The organism is Paenibacillus sp. LX16, assembly GCF_036252815.1.
In the GTDB taxonomy this organism is placed as follows: Bacteria; Bacillota; Bacilli; order Paenibacillales; family Paenibacillaceae; genus Paenibacillus; species Paenibacillus polymyxa_B.
In genome coordinates this window covers 3,857,257-3,882,683 of the sequence record NZ_CP141152.1, presented here as the reverse complement: position 1 = coordinate 3,882,683, position 25,427 = coordinate 3,857,257, and the positions used below count along the sequence as shown (strand labels likewise).

The 25,427-nt window shown below is 49.6% G+C and carries 17 protein-coding genes; 16 read left to right on the top strand and 1 reads right to left on the bottom strand.

Features of this window, described 5'->3' with window-relative positions; translation table 11 throughout:
• Positions 1 to 546: 546 nt before the first annotated feature.
• The 5 genes from prmA (at position 547) to T3H97_RS17245 (ending at position 5,044) form a co-directional block, all read left to right on the top strand.
• A complete protein-coding gene (gene prmA, locus T3H97_RS17265) occupies positions 547 to 1,512 on the top strand; it encodes a 50S ribosomal protein L11 methyltransferase (RefSeq protein WP_328800372.1) in 966 nt (321 codons plus the stop codon).
• Between the two features lie 2 nt (positions 1,513 to 1,514).
• On the top strand, positions 1,515 to 2,207 hold the full coding sequence (locus tag T3H97_RS17260) for a site-2 protease family protein (protein ID WP_250239591.1): 693 nt from the start codon (positions 1,515 to 1,517) through the stop codon (positions 2,205 to 2,207).
• Between the two features lie 188 nt (positions 2,208 to 2,395).
• Positions 2,396 to 3,160 carry a 16S rRNA (uracil(1498)-N(3))-methyltransferase gene (locus T3H97_RS17255; RefSeq protein WP_103049600.1) on the top strand — a complete coding sequence of 255 codons (765 nt, stop codon included), beginning with the start codon at positions 2,396 to 2,398 and terminating at the stop codon, positions 3,158 to 3,160.
• Between the two features lies 1 nt (position 3,161).
• On the top strand, positions 3,162 to 4,505 hold the full coding sequence (gene mtaB / locus T3H97_RS17250) for a tRNA (N(6)-L-threonylcarbamoyladenosine(37)-C(2))-methylthiotransferase MtaB (RefSeq protein ID WP_103049601.1): 1,344 nt from the start codon (positions 3,162 to 3,164) through the stop codon (positions 4,503 to 4,505).
• Positions 4,506 to 4,609: 104 nt separating this feature from the next.
• On the top strand, positions 4,610 to 5,044 hold the full coding sequence (locus tag T3H97_RS17245) for an NUDIX hydrolase (protein ID WP_328800371.1): 435 nt from the start codon (positions 4,610 to 4,612) through the stop codon (positions 5,042 to 5,044).
• On the opposite strand, the gene T3H97_RS17240 is transcribed toward T3H97_RS17245, so the two are convergent.
• Positions 5,034 to 6,056, bottom strand: a complete 1,023-nt coding sequence (locus T3H97_RS17240) for a Na/Pi cotransporter family protein (RefSeq protein ID WP_328800370.1) — start codon at positions 6,054 to 6,056, stop codon at positions 5,034 to 5,036. The genes T3H97_RS17245 and T3H97_RS17240 overlap by 11 nt on opposite strands.
• A 219-nt stretch (positions 6,057 to 6,275) precedes the next feature.
• Between T3H97_RS17240 and T3H97_RS17235 the strand changes: the two genes are divergently transcribed.
• The 11 genes from T3H97_RS17235 (at position 6,276) to T3H97_RS17185 (ending at position 25,392) form a co-directional block, all read left to right on the top strand.
• Positions 6,276 to 7,655 (top strand): class I SAM-dependent rRNA methyltransferase, encoded by a 1,380-nt coding sequence (locus T3H97_RS17235; RefSeq protein WP_328800369.1) that lies wholly within the window; start codon positions 6,276 to 6,278, stop codon positions 7,653 to 7,655.
• 237 nt (positions 7,656 to 7,892) lie between these two features.
• Complete coding sequence (gene addB, locus T3H97_RS17230; RefSeq protein WP_328800368.1) at positions 7,893 to 11,459, top strand: helicase-exonuclease AddAB subunit AddB; 3,567 nt, start codon at positions 7,893 to 7,895, stop codon at positions 11,457 to 11,459.
• On the top strand, positions 11,456 to 15,475 hold the full coding sequence (addA, locus tag T3H97_RS17225; RefSeq protein WP_328800367.1) for a helicase-exonuclease AddAB subunit AddA: 4,020 nt from the start codon (positions 11,456 to 11,458) through the stop codon (positions 15,473 to 15,475). Before addB ends, addA begins: the two co-directional genes overlap by 4 nt.
• A 28-nt stretch (positions 15,476 to 15,503) precedes the next feature.
• Positions 15,504 to 16,688 (top strand): exonuclease SbcCD subunit D, encoded by a 1,185-nt coding sequence (locus T3H97_RS17220; RefSeq protein ID WP_250239583.1) that lies wholly within the window; start codon positions 15,504 to 15,506, stop codon positions 16,686 to 16,688.
• Positions 16,685 to 20,080, top strand: coding sequence for an SMC family ATPase (locus T3H97_RS17215; protein ID WP_328800366.1), 3,396 nt, complete (start codon positions 16,685 to 16,687; stop codon positions 20,078 to 20,080). The genes T3H97_RS17220 and T3H97_RS17215 overlap by 4 nt, the downstream gene beginning before the upstream one ends.
• Positions 20,081 to 20,341: 261 nt before the next feature.
• Positions 20,342 to 20,752 carry a hypothetical protein gene (locus T3H97_RS17210; protein ID WP_190297611.1) on the top strand — a complete coding sequence of 137 codons (411 nt, stop codon included), beginning with the start codon at positions 20,342 to 20,344 and terminating at the stop codon, positions 20,750 to 20,752.
• Positions 20,753 to 21,080: 328 nt separating this feature from the next.
• Positions 21,081 to 22,424: an aminotransferase-like domain-containing protein gene (locus tag T3H97_RS17205; RefSeq protein WP_328800365.1), complete on the top strand. Its 1,344-nt coding sequence runs from the start codon at positions 21,081 to 21,083 to the stop codon at positions 22,422 to 22,424.
• 162 nt (positions 22,425 to 22,586) lie between these two features.
• The gene (locus tag T3H97_RS17200; protein WP_025722131.1) at positions 22,587 to 22,946 is read left to right on the top strand and encodes a histidine triad nucleotide-binding protein; all 360 of its coding nucleotides are present in this window, start codon (positions 22,587 to 22,589) and stop codon (positions 22,944 to 22,946) included.
• A gap of 171 nt (positions 22,947 to 23,117) precedes the next feature.
• Entirely contained in the window at positions 23,118 to 23,291 is a 174-nt protein-coding gene (gene rpsU, locus T3H97_RS17195) for a 30S ribosomal protein S21 (protein ID WP_005547957.1), read from the top strand.
• Between the two features lie 16 nt (positions 23,292 to 23,307).
• Entirely contained in the window at positions 23,308 to 23,751 is a 444-nt protein-coding gene (locus T3H97_RS17190) for a GatB/YqeY domain-containing protein (protein WP_013311146.1), read from the top strand.
• A 273-nt stretch (positions 23,752 to 24,024) separates the two neighbouring features.
• Positions 24,025 to 25,392 carry an NfeD family protein gene (locus T3H97_RS17185; protein WP_328800363.1) on the top strand — a complete coding sequence of 456 codons (1,368 nt, stop codon included), beginning with the start codon at positions 24,025 to 24,027 and terminating at the stop codon, positions 25,390 to 25,392.
• Positions 25,393 to 25,427 lie beyond the last annotated feature (35 nt).

Below are 25,427 nucleotides of genomic sequence, written 5' to 3'. Positions count from 1 at the left end.
ACGGGTTATCTCCATTAATAAGGATAATTTGTGGGATAGCCCGTCTTATTTGTGTTCTTTCCTCTTACTATTCATTATCCGCTGTATGCTGTTGCACTAAAAACAAGAGGACCGGCGACGAAAGCAGTAGTCGCAGGCGTTTGATTTTCAATAATCAGTTGGTAGTTTGGCACGCCCAGAGGCGCGACGTCTACCCTTTCGATATTAAGAATAATATTGTTATCGAAGACATTGGATTCCAGTCCGTAATAAATTTCCTTGCCGGCTCTCCATATACGTATAAGCACTCTAATGTTGCCGGCACCGACAAAACGTAGTCCAATCGAGGCTTTTAACTCTACTCGGTTGTTGACAGCTCCAGGAATAGCAGGATCAATATTGTATTGTATGTACTAGAGTTAAGGGTGTTTGGACTAATAGAGTGGACAACATGTACAATTTCTACAAAATATTTTGTACACGGATAATATCAGCTTTTTTGAACTCCTGTGCATGTATATAGTACAATGTAATGTATGCATGTGAAATGAGGAGGAAATGAAAACCATGTTGTGGAATGAAATTACAATACATACAACCGAAGAAGCCATCGAAATGATTTCGAATTTTCTGCACGAAGCAGGTGCAGGAGGGGTTTCCATTGAAGAATCCGGTTCGCTCAACAAACCGCGTGATACGTCCTATGGGCAGTGGTATGACCGGCCTTTGAACGACATACCGGAAGGACAAGCGATCATCAAAGGCTATTTTGCTGAAGAAGTGGACATGGATAGTATTCGTTCGCAAATTGAGCCGCGCGTCGAAGAATTGAGAACTTTCGATATTGATCCTGGCGAGGTTCAGTATGAGCTGAAAACAGTTGATGAGGATGACTGGGCAAATGCTTGGAAGCAATATTTCAAGCCTTTGCGTGTATCGGACCGTCTGACGATTAAGCCCACTTGGAGGGAATATGAGCCTGCGAGTGAAGAGGAAAAAATCATTGAACTGGACCCTGGTATGGCCTTTGGGACCGGAACGCATCCTACGACATCCCTTTGTCTGAGAACGCTGGAGTCTGTGATTAAGGGTGGAGAAGAAGTCATTGATGTCGGCACGGGTTCCGGTATTTTGGCCATTGGAGCTGTAAAGCTGGGAGCGAAGCATGTACTTGCCTTGGATCTGGACCCGGTGGCAGTATCCAGTGCGCGGGAAAACACGCGTCTGAACGGACTGGAGGAATGCATTACCATTAAAGAAAGTGATTTGCTGTCCGTGCTTAATGCAAGCGATCCAACGCTGGGTATCCAATTACCGGTCAAGCTGGTGGTAGCTAATATATTGGCAGAGATTATTCTGCTGTTCATTGATGATGTATATAAAGCCTTGGAACCAGGTGGTATTTATATTGCTTCAGGGATTTGGAAGAACAAAGAAGAGGTTGTCGAAACTGCGTTGAAGGCAGCTGGTTTTGAGATTGCCGAAATAAGCCGGGATGAAGATTGGCTGGCGTTTGTGGCGAGAAAGAGGTAAGTATGGATTTTTTACAAAATATTTTTCGTGTAAATTTAAATGTTCTTCCATTTTATTTACTGGCTGTGATCATATCGTTCACGGTTCATGAGTTTGCACATGCATTTTATGCCAATAAATTTGGTGACCCTACAGCCAAGCTACTTGGGCGCGTGACTTTAAATCCGGCAGTTCATATTGACCTGCTAGGTACGCTGCTGCTGTTGATCGGAGGCTTTGGCTGGGCCAAGCCAGTTCCGGTTAATCGTGACAATTTTAGCCGTCCACGCCTCATGGGCATTATCGTATCGGCTGCGGGTCCGCTTAGCAATCTGCTGCTTGCATTTGTTACTACTTTGATCTATGCCGTACTCCTTCATTTTCAAGTATTGCCGGGGATGGAGAACCAACGGGTGGCTCAAGCAATCTATTTGTTTATCAATGCTTTGATCAATTTAAATCTGTTTTTGTTTATCTTTAATTTGATCCCACTGCCTCCACTGGATGGATACCGGATTGTGGAAGATGTGGCCCCCACTCCTGTACGCCGCAAACTCCAGCAGTTTGAACAGTGGTCGATCTTTATTTTTCTGCTTATACTGGTCATTCCGCAGGTTCGAGCTGTAACGATTGAACCTCTTTACACGCTTGCCCAGATGATTTATATACAGTTTTTGCAGTTCTCTTTTTATATCACTGGATTATTCGGAGCCTAAGGGCTCCTTTTTTTACGGGAATAGGTAGGTATAACCTAAATTGAAGAGGGTACAGACTGGTCATACAGGCGCAAAAGATGATATGATGTTGCTTGGTGATTTATTCGGATTTTGTACGGAACGTTAGTGGATAACAGTTATTTTTAGAATGAGTATTTTGCAAAATCCAGGAATAGGTGTGAGAGAGAATGCAGCGTTATTTTATTCCGGCAGAGCAATTTCTAGAAGATCACGTGATTGTTGCGGGTGAGGACGCGCGACATATCGCTAAAGTCATGCGGGGCCGTAGTGGTGACAAAATTATAGTTAGTGACGGGGTATCTAGGGAAGCGCTGGCTGCATTGGATACGATTGAGCAGGATCATGTTACGGCGACGATAATTGAGCCGCTGAAGATGACCTCTGAACCACATGTGCAGGTCACCATTGCTCAGAGTCTTCCTAAAGGAGACAAGATGGAGACGGTAATGCAAAAATGTACAGAAATCGGAGCAACCGGGTTTGTACCGTTTTTGTCCGAGCGTACGGTCGTGCAGTATGATGCCAAAAAAGAAGGTAAGCGACTGGAGCGTTGGCGCAAGATTGTGAAGGAAGCGGCTGAGCAAAGCCACCGTAACCGGATTCCAGAAATTAGCGCGCCCATGACGTGGAAAGAACTTCTGGCTTCTTTTGCTGGGTATGATTTGATATGTTATTGTTATGAAAAAGAGCAGGGTAAACAGCTACGGGATGTAATCCAGCCTTTGGCAGGACAATGGGCGTCGACGGACATGCCGCGTGTTCTGCTGGTGGTAGGACCGGAAGGCGGCTTTACTGAAGCGGAAAGCCTGGAGGCCGAGCAGGCTGGAGCCCAGTCTACAGGACTGGGAAGACGTATTTTGCGTGCGGAGACCGCAGGAATGGCTGCATTGGCATGCATTTTATATGAGACAGGAGAAATGGGAGGGGTTTAATATGCCGTCAGTGGCATTTTACACATTAGGCTGTAAGGTAAACTTTTATGATACAGAAGCGATCTGGCAGCTGTTTAAAAATGAAGGTTATGAACAGGTGGACTTTGATGAGCAGACTGCTGATGTCTATCTTATTAATACATGTACCGTTACGAATACCGGTGATAAAAAGAGTCGTCAGATCATTCGCCGCGCGATTCGCCGGAATCCAGATGCCATTGTTGCAGTGACGGGCTGTTATGCCCAAACTTCTCCTGCCGAAATTATGGATATTCCTGGCGTTGATCTCGTTATCGGGACCCAGGATCGGGACAAAATCATTCCATTCGTGCAGGAAATTCAAGGAACGCGTCAACCGGTAAACGCTGTGCGCAATATTATGAAAACGCGTGTATTTGAGGAAATGGATGTGCCTGATTTTGCTAATCATACTCGGGCCTTTTTGAAAATTCAGGATGGGTGCAATAACTTCTGTACCTTCTGCATCATTCCATGGTCGCGGGGTCTATCCCGCAGTCGTGACGCTGCGAGCATTATTGCACAGGCGCGTCAACTGGTACACGCAGGCTACAAGGAAATTGTACTCACAGGTATCCACACTGGCGGTTATGGTGATGACATGGATAATTATGACCTATCTGATCTGCTGTGGGATCTGGAGAAGGTGGAAGGGCTGGAGCGTATCCGTATCAGTTCGATTGAAGCAAGCCAGATTGATGAAAAAATGCTTGATGTACTGAACCGTTCTACCAAGCTGGTTCGTCATTTTCACATACCGCTTCAGGCGGGGGATGACACTGTATTGAAACGGATGCGTCGCAAGTACACGACAGAAGAGTTTTATAACAAAATGCTTATGATTCGCAAAGCAATGCCAGATGTAGCGATTACGACGGACGTGATTGTCGGCTTCCCTGGGGAGACGGATGAAATGTTCCGCAATGGCTATGAGCTGATGAAAAAAATCGGTTTTTCGGAAATGCACGTGTTCCCGTACTCCAAGCGCAGTGGAACCCCTGCGGCGCGTATGGAGGATCAGGTGGACGAAGACGTAAAAAATGCACGAGTGCATGAGCTGATACAACTGTCAGAGCAAATGCAACTGGCGTATGCTGAGAAGTTTGTAGGTCAGGTGCTGGAGGTCATTCCGGAAGTTGCGCCGAAAGGGACTGAAGATAGCGGCATACTCCATGGATATAGTGACAATTATATTCAACTGGCGTTTGAAGGTACTGAGGATCTGGTTGGCAAGGTGTGCCGCGTGAAGCTGACGAAGGCAGGTATTAATGAAAGTGAAGGCCAATTGGTCCGCGTACTAGAGAATGGGCTGCAAACAGCTCTGTAAGAACAAAAAAAGCCTGAACAGGCAATAGAGATGGCACACAAGGATTTCGTCTTACCTTACAGAGAGGGCGGAATCCTTGTTGCGCAAGGAAGGGAGATTACAGGATGGCAGCAAAAAAGGAAATTTCCGCAGGCGGTGTTGTGTTTCGCAAACAGGGGGAGCAGCTTGAAATTCAGCTCATTACTGACCGATATGGCAAGGTATCCTTGGCTAAAGGAAAAATGGAGTTGGGAGAAACAATCGAACAGACGGCTTTACGTGAAATTCGCGAGGAAACAGGGTTGAACGGGCGGATTATCCAGCATGTAGATATGATTGCTTATACGTATCAGCATCCAGAATTTGGGGAAGTAGATAAAGAAGTACACTATTATCTCGTAGAGGCACTGGATGGGGATTTACAGGCACAGATCGAAGAAATTAAAGGAGTTGCGTGGCATACGCCTGAGGAAACATGGCGTCTCCAGCGCCAGGGTGGATATGACAATAATGATGTCATTTTGAGCAAGGCGCTGTCCATGCTAGGAATTAACGTTTGATTCTGTGGGGAGATATACGATCTTCTAAACGCGTCCACACAGGTAGATAGCAGAGAGGCAAGACCAGCAGAGAGCTAATAACGTTAAACAGAGTTTGGGCATGGGCTACCTTGGCTCCGGGCTCCGTAGATATCCAGGCAGCGGCCATCTCCAGACCAGGGATCAACGGCATAAAGAGCAAGGCTCCGCCTACGTTCAGCAGCACGTGGGACCAGGCCACAAATTTACCGGACACGCTGCCGCCACCAGCGGCAATCAGGGCGGTTACGCAGGTGCCTACATTGGAGCCGATGACGATGGCGATTCCCACATCGGCTGGTAAGGCACCCGCAGCAGCAAGGCTGATCGCCATGCCAATGACGGCTGCGCTACTGTGAACCAGCGCGGTCAGGCAGGCTCCCGCAGCGAAGGCCCACCACATGTTGGCTGTAGCGTGATCAAGAAACCAACGGAATAGTCCGGCCTGCTCAATCCAGGGTCCGACCGTCTGCATCACGCGAATCCCCGCCAGAATCAGCGAAAATCCAGCAAAGACGAGGCTGATATATTGTACAGTCTGCCGACGGCTGAGCCCATTGGAGCCGGATGAAACTCCGGCAGACGCATACTGGCGGCTGGGGACAGCTTCATCCCACAGGACGGCAATGCTCCAGCAGAGCAGTGAGCCGCAGAGCAGCGGAACAGCCAGCATGCCGAGCTGGAGCCCCATCAGCTCGGTGGTCAGGCAGGTGCCGATATTCGTGCCGAGAATGATGCCGAGCGTGCGGCCGTAGGTCAACAGCCCGGCGTTGACCAGTCCGATCGTCAGCACCGTTACGGCGGTGCTGCTTTGTAGCAGGGCAGTAATGCCTGAACTGAACAGCATGCCCCGCCAAGGGGAAACTGTGGCGCGGTTCAACCAGCGGGTGAGGAAGGGGCCGGCCAAATGCCGGAGGGCTGCTTCCATTAGCTTCATCCCGCCCAAAAAAATAAACAGCCCACCGCACAACGGGAGTATAACATGTATAAACACGGGCATAGCCCCCTTTTCTAGGTGAAAATACTTATGTAACAGCCTATGATCTGTCGGGGACAGCCATGACAAGCATGGCTGTGCTCTTTTTTAAGGAACGATAATTTTGTAGTATCTTCACAAGCTTTACAAGCGTGACGTCGATATCCAGGCGGAGCCGTGCCCAATCGAACAAACGTTTTAACACTTTGAGTAATCCAAGAATGGGAGTGAAGGATTTTGCCTTCAGTAATATTAGAACGCAGCCGTAAAAAAAGGCTGGAGCACGCACACCCTTGGGTGTTTAAAAACGAAATAGCCAAGATTGAGGGTGACCCAGAGGCAGGCGATTTGGTCAGCATCGTTAACCATCAGGGGCGTTATTTGGCGACAGGTTACTATAATCCGGCTTCACAAATTACAGTACGTGTGATGTCCTATGAGCCGCTGGAAGCAATGGATCAAAACTTTTTTGCCCAACGCTTTCGCAAATGTCTGGAGCACCGCGAACGTTTTGTGACCGGGGGAAACGCTTATCGGTTGGTGTACGGCGAGGCTGATTTTTTGCCTGGACTGATTGTAGATCGATTTGGTGATGTGTTAGTCGTGCAGTTGTTAACGCTTGGCATGGATCGGCGCAGGGAAGAAATTAGGGATGCGCTGGTTGAAGTAGTGGGTCCTGTTGGTATATATGAGCGCAGTGATGTATCCATCCGTGAGCTGGAAGGATTGGAACAAACGAAGGGGCCTTTGTACGGTGATTGCCCCCGTCATGTGGTGGTGACGGAAAATGGCCTGCAAATCAAGGTCGATATCGTAGAGGGCCAGAAGACGGGTTATTTCTTTGACCAGCGTGAAAATCGTGCGGCCATAGCACCGTTGATGACAGGTTGGGGAGTACGTAGTGGAATTACGCTACAAGAAATAGCTGCAGACTCAGGGGATGCTGGCACAACGGTCATGAAGCCAGTGAATAAAAGTGGTAAGGTTGTTGAATTTCCATTCTGGGACGGCGCAACCGTATTGGAATGTTTTTCGCACACGGGAAGCTTTACGCTCAATGCATGTAAACATGGTGCTAAAAAAGTAACTTGTCTTGATATTTCTGAGCATGCGATTGAGAGTGCGCGGGACAATGTCAAGCTGAATGGTTTTGAGGAACGTGTCGAGTTTGTCGTCGACGATGCTTTTCAATATTTGCGCAATCAGGTGAAAGGTGTAGAGGAACGCAATGCACGAGCCGGGGGCAAAGGAGATACATCCAAGCCGCTGACAGCAGGTGGCGGCCGCACCTTTGACGTGGTTATTCTTGATCCTCCAGCCTTTGCCAAAACGAAGAACGCTGTCAAAGGAGCTACACGTGGATATAAAGATATCAACCTGCACGGGATGAAGCTTGTCAATGAGGGCGGCTATCTGGTGACAGCGAGCTGCTCGTTCCATATGCGGCCAGAGTTGTTTTTGGACACCATTAAGGAAGCGGCGGCAGATGCCGGCAAAATCCTCCGTCTGGTAGACTGGAGAGCAGCTGGTAAGGACCATCCTCAAATTTTGGGTGTGGAGGAAGGCCATTACTTGAAATTCGCCATCTTTGAGGTGCGCAGCCGGACACAGCTGTAGGTTTCATACAAGGTCAAAGTCAATCGCCTTTTTGGTGATTAAATAGGTAAAATAGACTCGTTTAGGTATAAATCAGTCCTGTAGAGAAGGCGTGCACCAAGCCAATCTGCGGGACTGATTTGTTTTTTTAGAGGGAGGAAGAATTGCTACAACATGGCAAACGTACGTTCTTTTCTCTCTTGCCTGATATGCTATACTGTTTAATAGAATGTTGTTCGTTGGAAAGGAGGCCGCATCATGTCGGTCCGCTTGTTGATTGGCCGCTCTGGGAGTGGTAAAAGTACGTTAATCCGCAATGAAATGACGTCTATGTTACGTGAGGAGCCGCTAGGTAAGCCTATGCTGTTACTTGTACCGGAGCAATCGTCATTTGCTTCTGAGCATGCGTTACTTACAGAAGCCGGAAACGGTATTCAGGGGTCGGTGCGCGCCCAAGTGATGGGATTTCATCGTCTTGCCTATTTAGTTATGCAGGAAACCGGGGGTTCAGCCCTGGTGCCTGTAACGGAAGAAGGCAAGAAGATGCTTTTATATAAAATTATTCGTCGTCGCAAGGATGAACTGAGTTTGTTTAAGGATTCGGGAGACCAGCTCGGCTTTGTGGATCGGTTGAATACATTGTTTACGGAGCTAAAGCAGTATGGAAATGATACTCGGTCTGTACCCGAGCAACTGGAGCGAATGAACGCTGCAGGAGAGTCAACTCCGATTTTGCGCGGCAAGCTCAAAGATATCAGTCTAATCTACGAGGATTTTGAACGAGAGCTGACGCTTAAATATATTGACGGTGAAGATACGCTGCGCATGCTGGCAGAACAGATTGCAGAGTCTTCCCTTGTGCGTGGGGCAGATATTTGGATGGACGGCTACCGTAGGTTTACACCACATGAATATAAGGTGGTGGAGCAGCTTATGCTGCATGCCTCTTCGTTGACAGTGGCGCTGACTTGCAACCGCAGCTACGAGAGCGGACAGCTTCCGCATGAGCTGGATTTGTTTCATCCTTCAGCGGCTACGTATGTAAAGCTCAAAGGAATGACGGACGAGCTGATGATAGAGACGCAGACACAATTACTGCGCCCTGATCCGCTGCCGAGATTTAAGGAGCGTCCGGCGTTGGCGTATTTGGAGGCTAACTTTGAACATCGTACAGGGTTACGGAATCAGGAACAACGGATGCGTCAGCAGCAGCTACGAGAGCAGTGGACAGAAAAGCAACCGGAGGGCATAAAACTGTACACTGCGGCTAATCGCCGTGCAGAGCTGGAAGGGGCTGTGCGCGAAATGCGTCGTCTGGCCCGAGATGAGGGCGCGCGTTATCGGGAGATGGCCCTGTTTGTGCGTCATATTGAAGATTATGAGCCATGGGTGGAACCGATATTCAAACAATATGAGGTTCCAGTATTTCTGGATCAGCGGAGAAGTGTATTGCATCATCCGTTGGTGGAATTGATTCGGGCCTCGCTGGATATCGTGCAGCGGCGTTGGCGGTATGAGGATGTATTCCGTGCGGTCAAAACAGATCTTCTCCTGCCGCTGGATGGTCGGGTGAGCCGCGAGGAGATGGACCGTCTGGAAAACTATGTACTGGCCTGCGGAATACAAGGTAGCCGTTGGACAGACGGTCGGCCGTGGCAGGCTGTGCCCAGCTTGTCACTGGAGCTGGAGGAGCAGGAACGGAACCGTAGGCGGGATGAAACGTTGGATTTGATGGAGCTGTGCCGGGATGTGATCGTGACGCCTTTACGTGCGTTTGAGAAACGTGTGGGCAAGGCACGAACTGCACTAGAGAAGTGTGAAGCGGTATATCTGTTACTGGAGGATGCAGAAATCGGCCACAAGCTGGACGCCTTCATTCATCAGGCAGAGGAAGCAGGAAAACCTGAGCAGGCGAAGGAGCATCGTCAGGTATGGGATGCAGTGCTTGAACTACTGGATCAAATTGTCGAAATGATGGGTGATGAGAGGCTGGATACCTCTTTGTTTGCGGGTGTGCTGGAAACGGGATTGGCCGAGTTCCGTATGGGACTTGTTCCGCCGGCTCTGGATCAGGTTCTAGTCGGAAACACGGACCGTACACGTGTGTCCGGTATTCAACATGCCTTTGTGCTAGGTATGAACGAAGGTGTGATGCCGGCTGTCTTTCATGAGGACGGTGTGCTGAATGAGCAGGAGCGTACGGCATTAAACGAACGAGGCGTAGAGCTGGCGCCCGATATGACAAGACGTCTGTTGGACGAACGTTTCCTCGCTTATACGGCCCTTACCTCAGCCGGTAAAAGCCTGTGGATGAGCTATGCAGTGACTGATGAAGAAGGCAAGTCATTGTTGCCGTCTGAGTTAGTACGACATGTGCGGCACCTGTTTCCTAGTCTGGACGAACGTCCGTTGGCTGGATACCCTTTGCCTGGGGATGCTTGGACGACGCAATGGGAGTATGCTTCTCATCCGTCCGAGGCTTTGCCGCAGCTCATTGCGCAATTACGACATTGGCGACGTGGCGGTGACATTTTATCTCCTTGGTGGGAGGTATATAACTGGTATGCAAGCCAACAAGGGCGTGAGAAGGACAAGCTGCGTCAGCTGTTGACCTCACTTTTTTATGAGAACCATGCCGAAATGCAAAAGGAAACGAGCCGCCGTCTGTACGGCAGCAAACTGCGTACCAGCGTATCTCGTATGGAACGTTTTGTGGCATGTCCATTTTCGCACTTTGCCTCTCACGGTCTTCGTTTGAAGGAACGTCAAATGTATCGCCTAAAGGCCCCGGATATCGGACAATTATTCCATGCAGCGCTTGGTGAGATGGCGATCAATCTGCGTAATCGCAATGTCAGCTGGGGCAGTCTCAGCACCGAGGAATGCCGACAAGAGGCGGAAAGTACAGTAGAGCGTTTGGCTCCTCGTCTGCAAGGCGAGATTTTAATGAGCTCCAAGCGGTATGGCTACATTTTACGTAAATTGAAAGACATCGTGAGCCGTGCTTCGTTGATCTTAGGTGAACATGCGCGAAGAGGTAGTTTTGAGCCGATTGGGCTGGAGTTGGACTTTGGGCCGGGTCAGCAGCTTCCTCCATTAAGCTTCCAGTTAGATAACGGTGTTGTGATGGAAATTGTCGGACGGATTGACCGTGTGGATGTGGCAGAGGGAGAAAAAGGTTTACTTTTGCGTGTCATCGATTACAAATCCAGCCAAAAGGATCTCAAGCTGCATGAAGTGTACTATGGCTTGTCTCTGCAAATGCTCACGTACCTGGACGTGCTGCTGAATGCGGCGGAGGAATGGTTGGGCGAGACAGCTTATCCAGCGGGTACCCTATATTTTCACGTCCACAATCCGATGTTGCAGTCGCCTAACGGTCTTAGCGCAGAACAGGCCCGTCAGGAGCTTTTGAAACGTTTTAAGATGAAAGGATTATTGCTTGCAGATCGGGATGTAGTTGGACAAATGGATACAGCATTGGACAAAGGATATTCCTCTATTTTACCTGTTGCGGTGAAAGCAGACGGCAGTTTTTATAGCAGTGCTTCGGTTGCTTCGCCAGAACAGTGGGACAGCCTGCTAGCTTCGGTGCGTCATAATATTCGGACGATTGGTACACGGATGACAGAGGGCGATGTGGCCATTGAACCTTATCGTATCCAGCAAGAGACGGCATGTACCTTCTGCTCTTTTAAGCCTGTTTGTCAATTTGACGACAGTCTGGAGGGCAGTGGCTACAATCAATGGGGTAAACCCGGTAAGGATCAAATCTGGAATCTGCTGGGTCATACACCGGAAGGGAAAGGAGGAATGGACCAATGATAGGCACGTCAAACACTAAAGACATGCCGAAGCCGGAAGGCAGTATGTGGAGCGATGACCAGTGGCGTGCCATCTCGGAATCGGGTAACAACATGCTGGTCGCGGCAGCGGCAGGGTCTGGTAAAACAGCGGTGCTCGTAGAGCGTATTATTCGTAAAATTGTCGATCCCCAGCTTGGCTTCAGCGTGGATCGATTGCTGGTGGCAACCTTTACGAAGGCTGCAGCCGCTGAAATGCGTCAACGGATACGTGAAGCGTTGGAACGTGTATTGGAGCAGGAACCGGAAAGTGAGCATGTACGCCGTCAGCTATCGTTGCTGAATCGGGCCTCGATTACGACGCTTCATTCTTTTTGTATGGAGGTCATCCGCAGGCATTATCAGGCCATTCCCCTTGACCCCGGTTTTCGGATTATGAATGAGCATGAGACAGAATTGCTGCGCCAGGAGCTTCTGGAAGAACTGTTTGAGGAGAAATATGAGGCTCATGATGAAGGCAGTACATTTCGTAGACTAGTCGACTGGTTCAGTGGAGAACGCACTGATGATGCTATGTATGTGCTTGTTCAGCGGTTGTATGATTTTTCTCAAAGTCATCCTTGGCCGGAGCATTGGCTGCGGGAGACAGCAGCAGCATTTCGTGTGCAGGATGTAGCTGCTTTGGGAGAGACGCTCTGGGTTCGCAGCATTTTGGCGGATGCTGCACTTTCATTGCGCGGAGCGGCGAGCTTGCTGGAACAGGCGCATGAAACAGCTGTGCAGCCCGGTGGTCCTGCACCTTATGCAGTGACGCTGCAAGAGGATGCGGCGATGGTGAAGGGATTACTGCAAGAGCTGGAGACACAGCCGTGGGCATCTCTATATGATCATTTTCAGGCAGCTGCCTTCGGTAAGCTCAAGCCGGTCAAAAAAGATCAGACTGAGCCTGCATTGCAGGAACGGGTTAAGACGCTGCGCGAAGCAGCCAAAAAAATGATTACAGATATGAAGGCTTCCTTGTTTGGTAGGAGAGCAGAAGCCTATTTGGAGGAGCTGCACGCCGCGGCTCCGCTGATGGACGAATTGGTAGAAACCGTGATTGTATTCGGGGAACGATTTCAACAGCACAAGCAGTCAAAAGGGTTAGTGGACTTCGGGGATTTGGAACATTATTGTCTGAAAATATTACGACATCCCGATTCTACTCCGTACAAGCTACTACCTTCCGACGCTGCGCTCGAATACAAGGCGCAATTCGACGAGGTGCTGTTGGATGAGTATCAGGATACGAATACGGTACAGGAAGATATCGTTAGGCTGGTATCACGGGAGGAACCGGGTAACCGTTTTATGGTGGGCGATGTGAAACAGAGTATTTATCGGTTTCGGCTGGCGGAGCCGGGTCTGTTTTTGAATAAGTATCAACGGTACGGCATGCGGGAGCAGGAGGATGGATTTTTAATTGATCTGGCGCGTAATTTCCGCAGTCGGGAGGAAGTTGTCGATGCGGTCAATTTGGTGTTCCGCCAGATTATGAGTGTGGATGTGGCGGAAATTGAGTACGATGAACGAGCGTGGCTGGTACACGGCGCATCCTATCCCGACCCGTCGGATCAAGACGCCGCATCTGTATACGCACCTGAGCTGCTCTTAGTTGATAAGGGTGGACAGGGTCTTTCCGAGGCTTCGGAGCTGTCCGAAACGGGGGACGAATCTGCTCTACAGGAAAGTGAGCTGGCTGAGCTTGCGGAGCTAGAAACGGCACAGTTAGAGGCTCGTGCGATCGCGCAACGGATTAAAGAACTGACCGGAGACACTGGACAACCACTGTTGATTTACGACAGAGGATTAAAAGCGATGCGTCCGGCAGTCTACGGCGATATCGTCATTTTGCTTCGTTCGGCAAGCGTGTGGGCCCCCCTAATTGTGGAGGAACTGCGGCTTGAGGGTATTCCGGCCTCCGGAGAGCAGACGACAGGCTTTTTTAAAGCAACGGAAGTTGAGGTGATGTTGTCTCTGCTGCACATTATTGATAATCCGCAGCAGGACATCCCGCTTGCATCCGTGCTTCGTTCGCCGATTGTCGGCTTGACTGAAGATGAACTTGCACAAATTCGGTTGGAGAAGCCGGATGGATTATTTTATGACGCATTGCTGGCGGCGGCTGAGGCTGACCCACTGGAAGAGAGCGAAAAAGGGATCTCAGCTGACATCATGGAGCTGGATCTTTTCCCAGAGGACTCTTTATTTTCATCTGACTTTGGTAATAAAAATGACGGGAATACGTTATCTGCCCGACTACGTTCATTTTTGCGTAATTTGGAAGCCTGGCGGCAGGAAGCCCGACAAGGCAGCTTAAGTACATTGATTTGGAATGTGCTGGAGGAAACAGGATATCTGGATTGGGTAGGTGGACTGCCTGGCGGCTCACAGCGTCAAAGCAATTTGCGGGCGCTATATGATCGAGCGAGACAGTATGAGACTTCTACGTCCAACCGAGGATTGTTCCGATTTCTGACCTTCATTTCCCGTCTACGGGAGCGAGGCGGTGATTTAGGATCCATTAGCGGGGGGACTGAACCCGATCAGGCTGTCCGTATTATGACCATTCATAAAAGTAAAGGACTTGAATTCCCTATCGTGTTTATTGCCGGGACAGCAAAAATGTTCAATCAACAGGATCTCAATGCGCCGTTTCTTATGCACAAGGAGTTGGGGTTTGGTCCTAAATATGTGGAGGAACAAAATCGTGTCAGCTACCCTACGCTGCCTAATTTAGCGATCCGCCGACGCTCACAGCTGGAGCTATTGGCTGAGGAAATGCGGGTGTTATACGTGGCGCTTACGCGTCCGCGTGAAAAGCTGATTATGACCGGAACCGTGAAGGATCTTGCTTCGCGCGCAGCGGGTTGGGCACGTGCCAAAGAACATACGGAAACAGTCTTACCAGACTATATGCTGGCGGCAGGCCGCAGCTATCTGGACTGGGTAGGTCCCGCTTTGATTCGGCATCCTTCTGCTACTTTGTTGAGGGAAGCGGCAGGCGATCAGGATGGGTACTATCACAGGCTGGAGCACATGCCGGGGGCAGACTGGTTATTTAAAATTGTCGCCTCGGAAACACTTTCCGGCTCTCGTGTGAACTCGGAACCTGAGGAAGAGGTGTCGGGCGAAGAGCGCCAAAAGAAGACAGAAGCACTGAGAAATGCGGAGCTAATCGACTTGAACGAAGAGAGTGAAACGGACATTGAAGCAGCTCTTTCCTGGACCTATCCGTATGAACGGGCCGGCAAGACGGCAGCCAATACATCGGTTACTGAGATGAAAAGATGGCTGGAAATGCAGGAGATGGGTTCAGACGATTGGCTGAATTTATCTAACTCTCTACTAGCAGAGTCACCGGAGGATCGGGAGGATTCTCACACTGGGGGTAGTCAATTACACTTGCGCAGACCTAAGTTCATGGGGAATCAGCGACTGACTCCTACGGAACGAGGAACGGTCTATCATACGTTGATGCTGCATTTGCCATTAGATGGGGGGATGAGCGCCGAAGTTATTGAGGAAACAAAGGCTCGTCTGCTCAATCAGCGTATGTTACTGGATGTTCATGCAAAGGCGCTAGATACGGATAAAATATTACGCTTTTTCACTAGTGAGCTGGGTAGCAGAATGCTGGGGGCATCCCATGTTCAAAGGGAGCTTCCGTTTACCTATACCATGCGGGCAACCGATTACTGGAACCACCGCTTACCATCGATGTCACCAGGACAAGAAACAGATACGGAAGGTGCGCAGGACGGCGATAAAGTGCTGATGAACGGGATTATTGACTGTCTATTTGAAACTCCTGAAGGACTTGTGTTGGTGGATTATAAAACAGATCGGATATCTGAATATCGTACGCTGTCCCATTTAACAGACCAATATCGATTTCAATTGGAGTTGTATGCCCGTGTGATCGAAGAGATTACAGGCAAAAAGGTTGCTGAGAAGTGGCTGTATTTTTTAGAAGCTGGAGAGAGTGTACAGCTGTAGTTATATAGATAGGGAGAGGAGGAATAGCATGCGGATTTTGCATACAGGTGATTGGCATTTGGGCCGCACGTTGGAAGGACGCAGCCGTTTGAAGGAGCAGGAGGCGTTTTTGGAAGAGTTGGCGAAAATGGCTGACGATCAGCAGGCCGATTTGATTATGATGGCTGGAGACGTATACGACTCAGTCAATCCTTCGGCCGCAGCCGAGCAATTGTTTTATGAAACGTCTGCCCGTCTTACGGCTGGAGGAAGGCCACTAGTCGTCATTGCGGGCAATCATGATCAGCCGGAAAGGGTATCCTCGGTCACACCGCTGGTGAGCGGGCGTGGAATTACATTGCTGGGACTGCCCCATGGGGAAGCGGTACGCGTTCGTACACCGCGAACGGGTGAAATGGCATGCATTGCAGCCTTGCCATATCCCTCCGAGTCCCGTCTGAACGAGCTATTGTCTGAAGACGGAGATGAAACAGTATTGCGCGAGGCATACAGCCGCCGTGTGGGCTTGCTGATGTCACAGCTGAGTACAGCATTTCGGCCTGACACCGTCAATTTGTCAATGAGCCATATTTATGTGCTTGGCGGGCTGGAGTCGGACTCGGAACGCCCGATTCAGGTCGGGGGGGCGTATACCGTAGATCCGTCTGCTTTGAGTATTGGGGCACAGTATACGGCTCTAGGACATTTGCATCGTCCCCAATATGTGAAGGGAGACGGGCTGATGCGTTACAGTGGCTCGCCGCTGGCTTATAGCTTTTCTGAAGCCGGACAAGCCAAATCGGTTACGTTAATTGACGTGGTTGCTGGCAAGCCTGCCCAGGTCGAGGAACTGTATATTACCAGTGGACGCCCATTAGTGAGGTGGCGCGCACGGGGAGGTCTGGAGGAAGTATATCGCTGGCTGGACGAAGGACTGGATACCGATGCCTTTATTGATCTGGAAATTACGCTGGATGAAGCGATGTCGATGGGAGATATTCAGCGGCTGCGCAAAAGCCGTGAAGGTATCATTCATATTCGTCCCATGTATCCAGAAATGGCTGCCGCACAGCTGGAGCACCAACGATCAGAACTGCCAGTGCATGAGTTGTTCCGGGCATTCTATCAGCGGCAGACAGGCGGAGCACAGCCGGATGACGGATTAGTGCAGTTGTTTCTGGAACTGGTGGAACAGGATGATGCAAGAGACCACGCTGAGGAGGATGACGCATGAAACCAATCCTTTTAAAACTGGCGGGGTTGCAAAGCTACCGGGAGTCACAGGAAATTCACTTTGACGATTTGACCGAAACTGGGCTGTTCGGAATTTTTGGCCCAACAGGTAGTGGAAAATCAACGCTGCTGGATGCCATTACGTTGGCTATGTACGGTAAAGTGGAGCGGGCAGTGAATGGTACACAAGGCATTATGAATCATGCTGAGGATACGTTGTCTGTTGCATTTACGTTTGAATTAATGTCAGCTCAAGGACCTCGTCGTTACCGTGTAGAACGACGTTTCAAACGTGCTGGAGGCGTATCGGTTAATAATACGCTTAGCCGTTTTATTGCGTTAACAGAGGATGGCGAGGAAGTGCTTGCCGATAAGGTGCAGGATGTGACGCGCTGTGTGGAGGAGTATATCGGTCTGAAAATGGACGATTTTACACGCGCTGTCGTATTGCCGCAGGGAAAGTTTGCGGAATTCTTGTCCTTAAAGGGCAGTGAACGCAGACAGATGCTACAGCGTTTATTCCATCTGGAGAAGTATGGAGACCAACTTGCACAGAAGCTGAGCCGTCGTGTGAAAGACAACGATATCGCACTGAAAGCGTTAGAGGCGGAGCAGCAAGGGCTGGGGGATGCGAGTGCTGAAGCACTTGAACATGTAGAGTTGCGTCTCAAAGAGGCGATTGCCAATGCAGAAGCTTCGCGTCGCGAGCTAGAGCGTGTCTCACGTGAATCGGAGGCGCTAAACAAAACCCGTGAACTGGTCGTCGAGCTCAGCCAAAGATCAAACGAGCTGGAGCAGCTGGCAGCACAGGAGCCGGGCATTGCTTTGCTGGAGCGCAAGCTGCGTCAAGCAACTGCAGCCGAGGCATTGTTGCCTGCGCTGACGGATTGGAAGGAAGCCATTGCTGAAGCGGAAAAACGGCAAAAGACTGCCGAAGAAGTGGCAGTCCTGGCCGCTACCGCGCAGGAGGCTGCGCTTGTGTCTGTGCAAGCAGATGAGCAGGCCCGGCAAGCACTCAGTGCCGAAGAACCGAAGCTATTGCTTCGGATCGACCAACTAGAGCAGGCGCTTCAACTGGAGCGTGATACGGAAGCGTTGCGGACCGAACGGGAACGTCTGGCGGCCGAGCTTATGCATAGCGAACAAACCCTTGCTGAACATGCAGAAGGACTCGCAAAGGAACAAGAGCTACAGACGCGAGGCTTGAAGCGACAGCAGGAGCTTCAACAAGAGCTAAAGCAAAATGAAGTGCGGGCAGATGAGCGGCGTATGCTGCAAGAGGCCGTGCAACGGTTGCAACAGCTGGAAATCGCGAATGAGCAATTGCGTGAAGCAGAACTGGAGTACGCCACTCAGGAGAAACGGCTTGCGCAAGCTGACGAACGTCTAAAGCTGACGGACCAGGAGACACAGGAGACGGAGGCACGGCGTTCTGCCCTTGCTGCACAGGCAGCTGATGGCATTGAGGCATTGCTGACGTTGGAGGCAGAGATCACCGCCGATATGTTGTCACTGGCCTCCGAGGAAGAACAACTGCGCCACGAGCTCCGTGCCGAGGAGCTGGGCCGTCTCGCTCAGCATCTCGCTGCCGAATTGCGCGAAGGCGAGCCGTGCGCAGTGTGCGGCTCGCTGCATCACCCCGCGCCTGCCGTCGTCGCGGCGCATAGCGCGGATGCCGCTGCGCCAGATGAGCTGCACCGCCTGCGGCTTGGTTTGCAGGAGCTGCGCCTTACACTGCGCCAGCAGTTGCACGAGCAGCGCAGCTTGCTGACGCAGCCCGCCACCGCAGACAGTGGCGCTGCCGCCACGGGCGAGCCTTTCACGCCCGCGGCAGCGCCAGCAGAGCCGCGCGGTGCCGCCGCTTGGGCGGAGCGCTGCACGGTGCTGGAGCGTGCTGCGGCAGAGCTAGCCGCACGTGCGCATGCGCTGCCTGCCGAGGCACAGGCGCTGCGCGAGGCAGATGCCGCTGGACAGCAGCGGCGTATCCGTGCTGCCGCCGAGCAGGAGGCAGCAGCTGCAGCGCTGACGCAGGCACAGAGCAAGCGCGAGGCATGCACCACGCGCAGCGAGGGGCTGCGCGCCGAATGGGCGGCGCAGCTGCCGGATGTCGCTCCGGGCGAAGCCGCGGAGCGTTACCGCGCCATGCAGGAGCGCGACGGGCGTGCGGAAGAGCTGCGGTCCCGGTTGGAGACGAGCGTGACCTTCCTCGAAGGAAAGGCGGCGCGTGTTCAACAGATACAGCAGAGTATCATCGAGGAGGACAAAATCATTATTGCCCGCCGTACAGGGCTCCAAAGCAAAGATGATTCGCTTCGTGAAAAGCTAGCACAGCTCCGAAAGTGGGTTGGAGATGGCCAAGCGGCTTCATTGCTGGAAGAAGCGACCTCGCGACTGTTGGGACTGAAAAACGGAGCCGAATCCGCGGCACGCCGCCGTACCGAAGCGGAAGAACGCAAGCAGCAAGCTGTTCATGCTTCACTGATTGCACGGCAGGCCTCCGACTCGGCAGAAGAAAGACGTCAGATGGCAGAGTCCCGTTGGGGCAGCCGTCTGGAAGCCTCCTCCTTCGCTACGGAAGCAGAGGTCATGGAATGCTGTCTGGGACCGGAAGAAGCCGCACGCTATGAGCGTGAAGTGAGCTTGCATCGAGAACGGGAAAAAGAGCTGTCTTCCCGCTTAAAACATGTCGAAGAGCAGCTGAATGGAGCAACAGTAACAGAGGAACAGTGGGAAACGGCCACTGCACAGCTACGTGATTGCCGTGCACGCGACGAAGAGGCGCTTCAGAATCGCGCCAAGGCTGAGCGTGATTTAGAGGACTTGCAGCATCGACACGTCCGCTGGATGAAGCTGGAGTCCAATCGTATACATTTGCGTAGCGAAGCGGAAAAAATGTCCAAGCTCCAGTCTGTTTTCCGCGGCAATGCCTTTGTTGAATATATTGCCGAGGAGCAGCTCATGCAGGTCAGTCAATCGGCTTCACGCCGCCTGCGTTTTCTGACCAAGCAGCGTTACGCGCTAGAGGTAGATTCCAGCGGTGGTTTTGTCATTAGTGACGATGCCAACGGTGGGGTCAAACGTCCAGTATCGACCTTGTCCGGTGGCGAAACGTTCCTGACCTCCTTGTCGCTTGCGCTTGCGCTTTCGGCTCAAATTCAATTGCGGGGCCAATACCCTCTGCAATTTTTCTTTCTGGATGAAGGCTTTGGAACGTTGGACCCTGAGCTGCTTGACACAGTGATCACCTCACTGGAAAAGCTGCACCACGATCAATTGTCTGTTGGTGTGATTAGTCATGTGCCTGAACTACGGGCCCGTCTTCCGCGCAAGCTAGTTGTTCTTCCAGCAGAGCAGGCTGGAGGCGGCTCACGTGTGGTTATGGAAACTTTTTGAAGTAATGTGATACAGGTCACAGATACAGTTTCAAACTATTGTTATAATACAGCCAAGCCGACAAGTTAATCATACAGCACCCCGGCGGACGTATGCTGCGGAAGAAATCTTCCCGTCATACGTCCGTTCAGAGGGGCTCTGCCAAGAGCTCCCGGGGTGCTTCTTTTTTTTGCAAGTCGGAATTCGCCCAATTTGATGTAGCAAATAGCCCGTTTTTGAATAACATACGGTATACATGCAAGAGCCTAGGAGGAAACAACCATGGAAAAAAGCATGACAACCGAAAAAGTTACAGCACCGGAACAGACGGATGCTAAAGCACTATGTCAAAAGCATATGCATCGTTATGTATGCGTATGGGTGAAGGACGGGACAATGTATGACGGCATTGTAGAGCATGTGGATGATGAAAAGATATACTTAGCCGTTCCTATGGGTGGAGACGAGATGGAGAATGTCAATGTTAATCTCCCATATCCACCTAACAATTGTGGCTGCGGCTCCCGTGCTTATGGTGGCTATGCGTCTTATCCTCCGTATCCGTACCCGTATCCGTACCCGTATCCAGTACCCGCTTATGCATATGGATTCCCATACGGACGCCGTCGCTTTAATCGTTTGATTCTGCCACTTGCAGCGTTGACAGCGATTAGCTTGCTGCCTTATTACTAATCCTAATTCCTTAGTCGCCAGATATAGTGAATTCTCTGCTCTCTCCCGCCTACAGTTCTTGTCCAGTACAAGTGACTTTAAGGCGCATCCATACATCATCACCATGCAAGGCTGTTTCTTCCATTATGAAGAAACAGCCTCTTTTTCACGTAAAACATCCCAAATATGATCCAATAATTGAAACTGTATCAGTACAGTTCAATGAAATAAGGTATCCTGTTTATCCATAAACCATGGTAACATCTAGCGTGTAAAGAAACATCAGACGGAATAAGCATGTAATGAAATGAGCATGTATGAGTATGTAAAGAGCAGGTGGGGGGATATTGTGAAAAAATACGTTTCAATTTTATTGGATATAGAACTTAAAATTCGCGAGGGACAATATAAATCAGGTTACAAGCTGCCGTCGGTCCGTGAGGCTTCTGAATTATACAGGTGCAGCAAAAGCACGATTCTGCGGGCATATGCTGAACTTGAAAAGAAACACGCCATCTATTCCATACCGCAAAGTGGATACTATGTAGTGGAAAATGCGGGCGATTTGCACTATAGCCATATTCAAGACTCCGTTGATTTTGCTTCGGCCTCCCCGGATTTAAATGTATTCCCTTATCTGGATTTCCAACATTGTTTGAATCAGGCTATTGACACCTACAAATATCATCTGTTCACTTATGGCGATTCGCAAGGACTGGAAACACTGCGTCATACGTTGGTTTCCCATTTGGCTGATACTCAGGTGTTTGCAAAAATGGATCGGATTATCGTTACTTCGGGTGTTCAGCAGGCATTGGAGATACTCGCTAAAATGCCGTTTCCCAATGGCAAAGAAAAGGTTTTGGTCGAGCAGCCAAGTTACGATATATATTTGCGTTTTCTGGAGGAAGAGAACATACCCGTCAGTACCATCGTCCGGACAGCGGAAGGTATGGATTTTCACGAATTGGAGAATCAATTTAAGAACGAGAGCATCAAGTTTTTTTATACCATGTCAAGATATCATAATCCATTAGGAATCTCATACAGCACAGAGGAGCGAAAAGCGATAGCTGCCTTAGCCGCCAAATATGATGTGTACATTGTAGAAGATGACTATATGGCAGATTTGGGGGCTGATCATCTGTTTGATCCCATTTATGCGTACGACCAGACGGACCATGTTATTTATTTGAAAAGCTTCTCGAAAATCATTTTCCCCGGCTTACGATTAGGAGTTGCGGTATTGCCAGAAGCCCTATTGAAGACGTTTAATGCCTATAAAAGGTATGTCGACACATCTATTTTGTCTCAGGCGGCGCTTGATATTTATATTAAAAATGGAATGTATGAACGCCACAAGCACACGATATGCAAACTGTATTCGGAGCGCGTTCGTGCTCTTAACAAGGCTGTGGAACGATACAATCAGGCTGGATACGTTCAGACTTCAGCTGTAACCTCAGGAGTTTATATGCAGTTTAAACTGCCTCGGACGGTGAATTTGGAACGCTTGGTACAGTGTCTTTCCGCGAGGAACATCCAGGTTGTAGCTGGCAAAGGCTTTTATTTATCAGGCTATAGGGAACAAGAGAAGTTTTTGCGCATAAGTATTTCTCGCGCGCAGTTAGATCAAATTGATGCAGGGGTGAAAGCTATTATAGAGGAAGTTAGTAAGGGAAACTGGTATTAAGACCCTTTTTCCGTTATGATACATATAGAAACATAAGTATAACCAAACATGGCTGTATATGTTTCTATTCAGTGTGTGAAATACATAACTTTGAATGCCGAGAGCAAGGGCTGTTTATGCCTATTTACTTATGATCGGCTCACTGCCAAAGGAGGGTTTTGAATGGACGATCTGTTTTTGAAAATTGTGGATGGAACCATCCCCAGCAAAAAGGTGTTGGAAACCGACAATGTGCTCGCATTTCATGACATCCAGCCTGCGGCGCCAGTACACGTGCTCATTATTCCCAAAAAATATATTCCTTCGATGAACGCTGTGACGGAGGAGGATCTTCCTCTTATCGCGGAGATTCATCGTGTTGCGGTTGAGGTTGCGAAAAAGTTAGGAATCGCTGAGTCTGGCTATCGGTTGATTAACAACTGTGGCCCGGATAGTGGACAAGCGGTGGGGCATCTGCATTATCACTTACTGGGCGGCGCCAAATTGGGTGCCTTGACAGGTATTTCGGACTCACATTCTTAAAAAATGACAGAGCTTGTCTTTTCAGTAATACGGAAGTGAATGGAGAAAAGTGGCCCTTTATGTATTCATTTTTTCTTATAGGTTGACACCTGGTTTCCGTTTCACCTATAATAAAATTTGATGAACCGTGTTATTGCTCTTGGACGGTCTGGTCGGAGGGAGGGAAAACTGGTGTCTGAAACTAAAGTTCGCAAAAACGAGACAATTGATGCTGCACTTCGTCGCTTTAAACGTTCCATTGCTAAGGATGGCGTATTGGCTGAGGTGAAGAAACGCAAGCATTATGAAAAGCCAAGCGTAAAGCGCAAGAAAAAGTCCGAGGCTGCTCGTAAGAGAAAGTTCTAGGAGGATCTAAGCAATCATGAATTTGAGCGAACGATTGAACGAAGATATGAAGCAAGCAATGAAGAGTAAGGACAAGTTCAAACTCTCCACCATTCGAATGGTTCGTTCTACGATTAAAAATCTTGAAATAGATTTGAAACGGGATTTGGACGACAACGAAGTGCTTGATATTCTGAGTCGTGAGATCAAACAGCGAAAAGATGCCCTCCATGAATTTGAAAAAGCCGGTCGTGATGAACTTGCGACAAGCACTAAAGCAGAAATAGAGATCATCGCTCAGTACCTTCCCGAACAACTTTCTGAGGAAGAAATTAAAGTTATTGTACAGCAGACCATCCAGGAAACCGGTGCTTCTTCGAAAGCCGAGATGGGGAAAGTAATGACGGCCTTGATGCCTAAGGTAAAAGGCCGCGCTGACGGTAAGCTCGTGAACCAAGCGGTTCAGCAATTTCTGCAATAAACCTGCGACAAACAGGAAAACACAACACCCTCTGTTTACAGAGGGTGTTATTTCTATATATGCGATGCCTGCCATAGGATGTAATGATGAGAAAATTCTTTTATGTAAACGCTATCTTTAATTGTGTGAAACGTGATGTCCGTTGGGTGCGTAAAGTATCTGACAGCCGGCAGGATTAGCAATATACCCAATAATTTCACATTAAATCCTGAAAACTGTATAGTTTGTCTAACAAAGTGCTGTAACATAGAAAGATCGAAAGGGGGGAGAGAAATGCATAGAGAACATCACCACTCCAGTCGTAAGTTGATCTTTTTAACGTTGTGGATTATGGTATCCGTTTTGCTGTTACCCTTAGTTCATTCCGAATCAGTGGCGGCCCAAACTAAAGGTGGAGCTGTGTTTGTTATACCAGTTGAACAGGAAATTGAGCAAGGTCTGGGCAAATTTATGGAACGTGGATTTGCAGAAGCAGCAGATTCCAAAGCAGGTCTGATTTTACTGGATATTAACACTCCCGGTGGACGGGTAGATACAGCAGAGAAGCTGGGCAAACTGATTAAAGACAGTCCAATTCCGACCGTAGCCTATATAAGGGGCGAAGCGGCCTCAGCGGGTAGCTATATTGCGTTGAGCGCAAACAAGATTGTTATGAAACCGGGGAGTATTATCGGAGCAGCAGCGTTAGTAGACGGCAGGGGGCAGGCTATCACAGATCCAAAAACGGTAGCTTGGTGGAAGAGTAGCATGGCATCTGCCGCAGAAGCTGGCGGACGCAACCCGGATATTGCCAGAGGTATGGTTGACTCCAAAACGACCGTATCTATTCCAGAGATGAACTTTAATAAGGAAAATGGCCAGATCATTTCTTTAACCAGTGAGGAAGCGCTGAAGTTGGGTTATGCGGATCACATCGCGTCTTCCGAACAAGAAGTTATCCAGTGGATGGGTTACAGCACGGACGATGTAATTCATGTGGAGCGAACATGGGCTGAAAAAGCAGCCGAGATATTGATCAACCCAATTGTGCAGACGTTGCTTTTATTTATCGGTATCGCGGGTGTCGTTATTGAGCTGCTCGTACCCGGTTTTGGTGTACCGGGAATTTTGGGCATACTCGGATTTGGTTTGTATTTCTTCGGCAATTATATTGCTGGGTTTGCAGGTTCGGAGACGTGGTTGTTGTTTATTATCGGTCTGGCTCTGCTTATCCTTGAAATGTTCATCCCAAGCTTTGGTATTTTGGGCATTTTGGGTTCCGTTAGTCTTGTTGCCGGAGTTGTTCGCGCAGCATACAACATGCAGCACGCGTTTATATCTTTGGGCATTGCCTTTGCAGCTGCGGTTGCCGTGGTGGCGATCATCGCGGTTGTATTCAAGGACCGAGGGATATGGAACCGTTTTATACTTAAAGAAAGTTTAACGGCTGACCAAGGCTTTTCTTCGGTTGTGAACCGGGAGATGCTATTAGGTCAGAGGGGTGTCAGTCTGACACCCCTTCGTCCAGCCGGAACGGTGCTGATCGCTGATGAGCGAGTCGATGTTGTAACGAACGGCGAGTTTATTGCTACAGATATGCCGATTATAGTATCCAAAGTAGAAGGTGGGCGAATTGTGGTCAAGGCAGACACTAGCGTCTAAACAAGCAAACAACAAAGAATTAGATTAATGGAGGA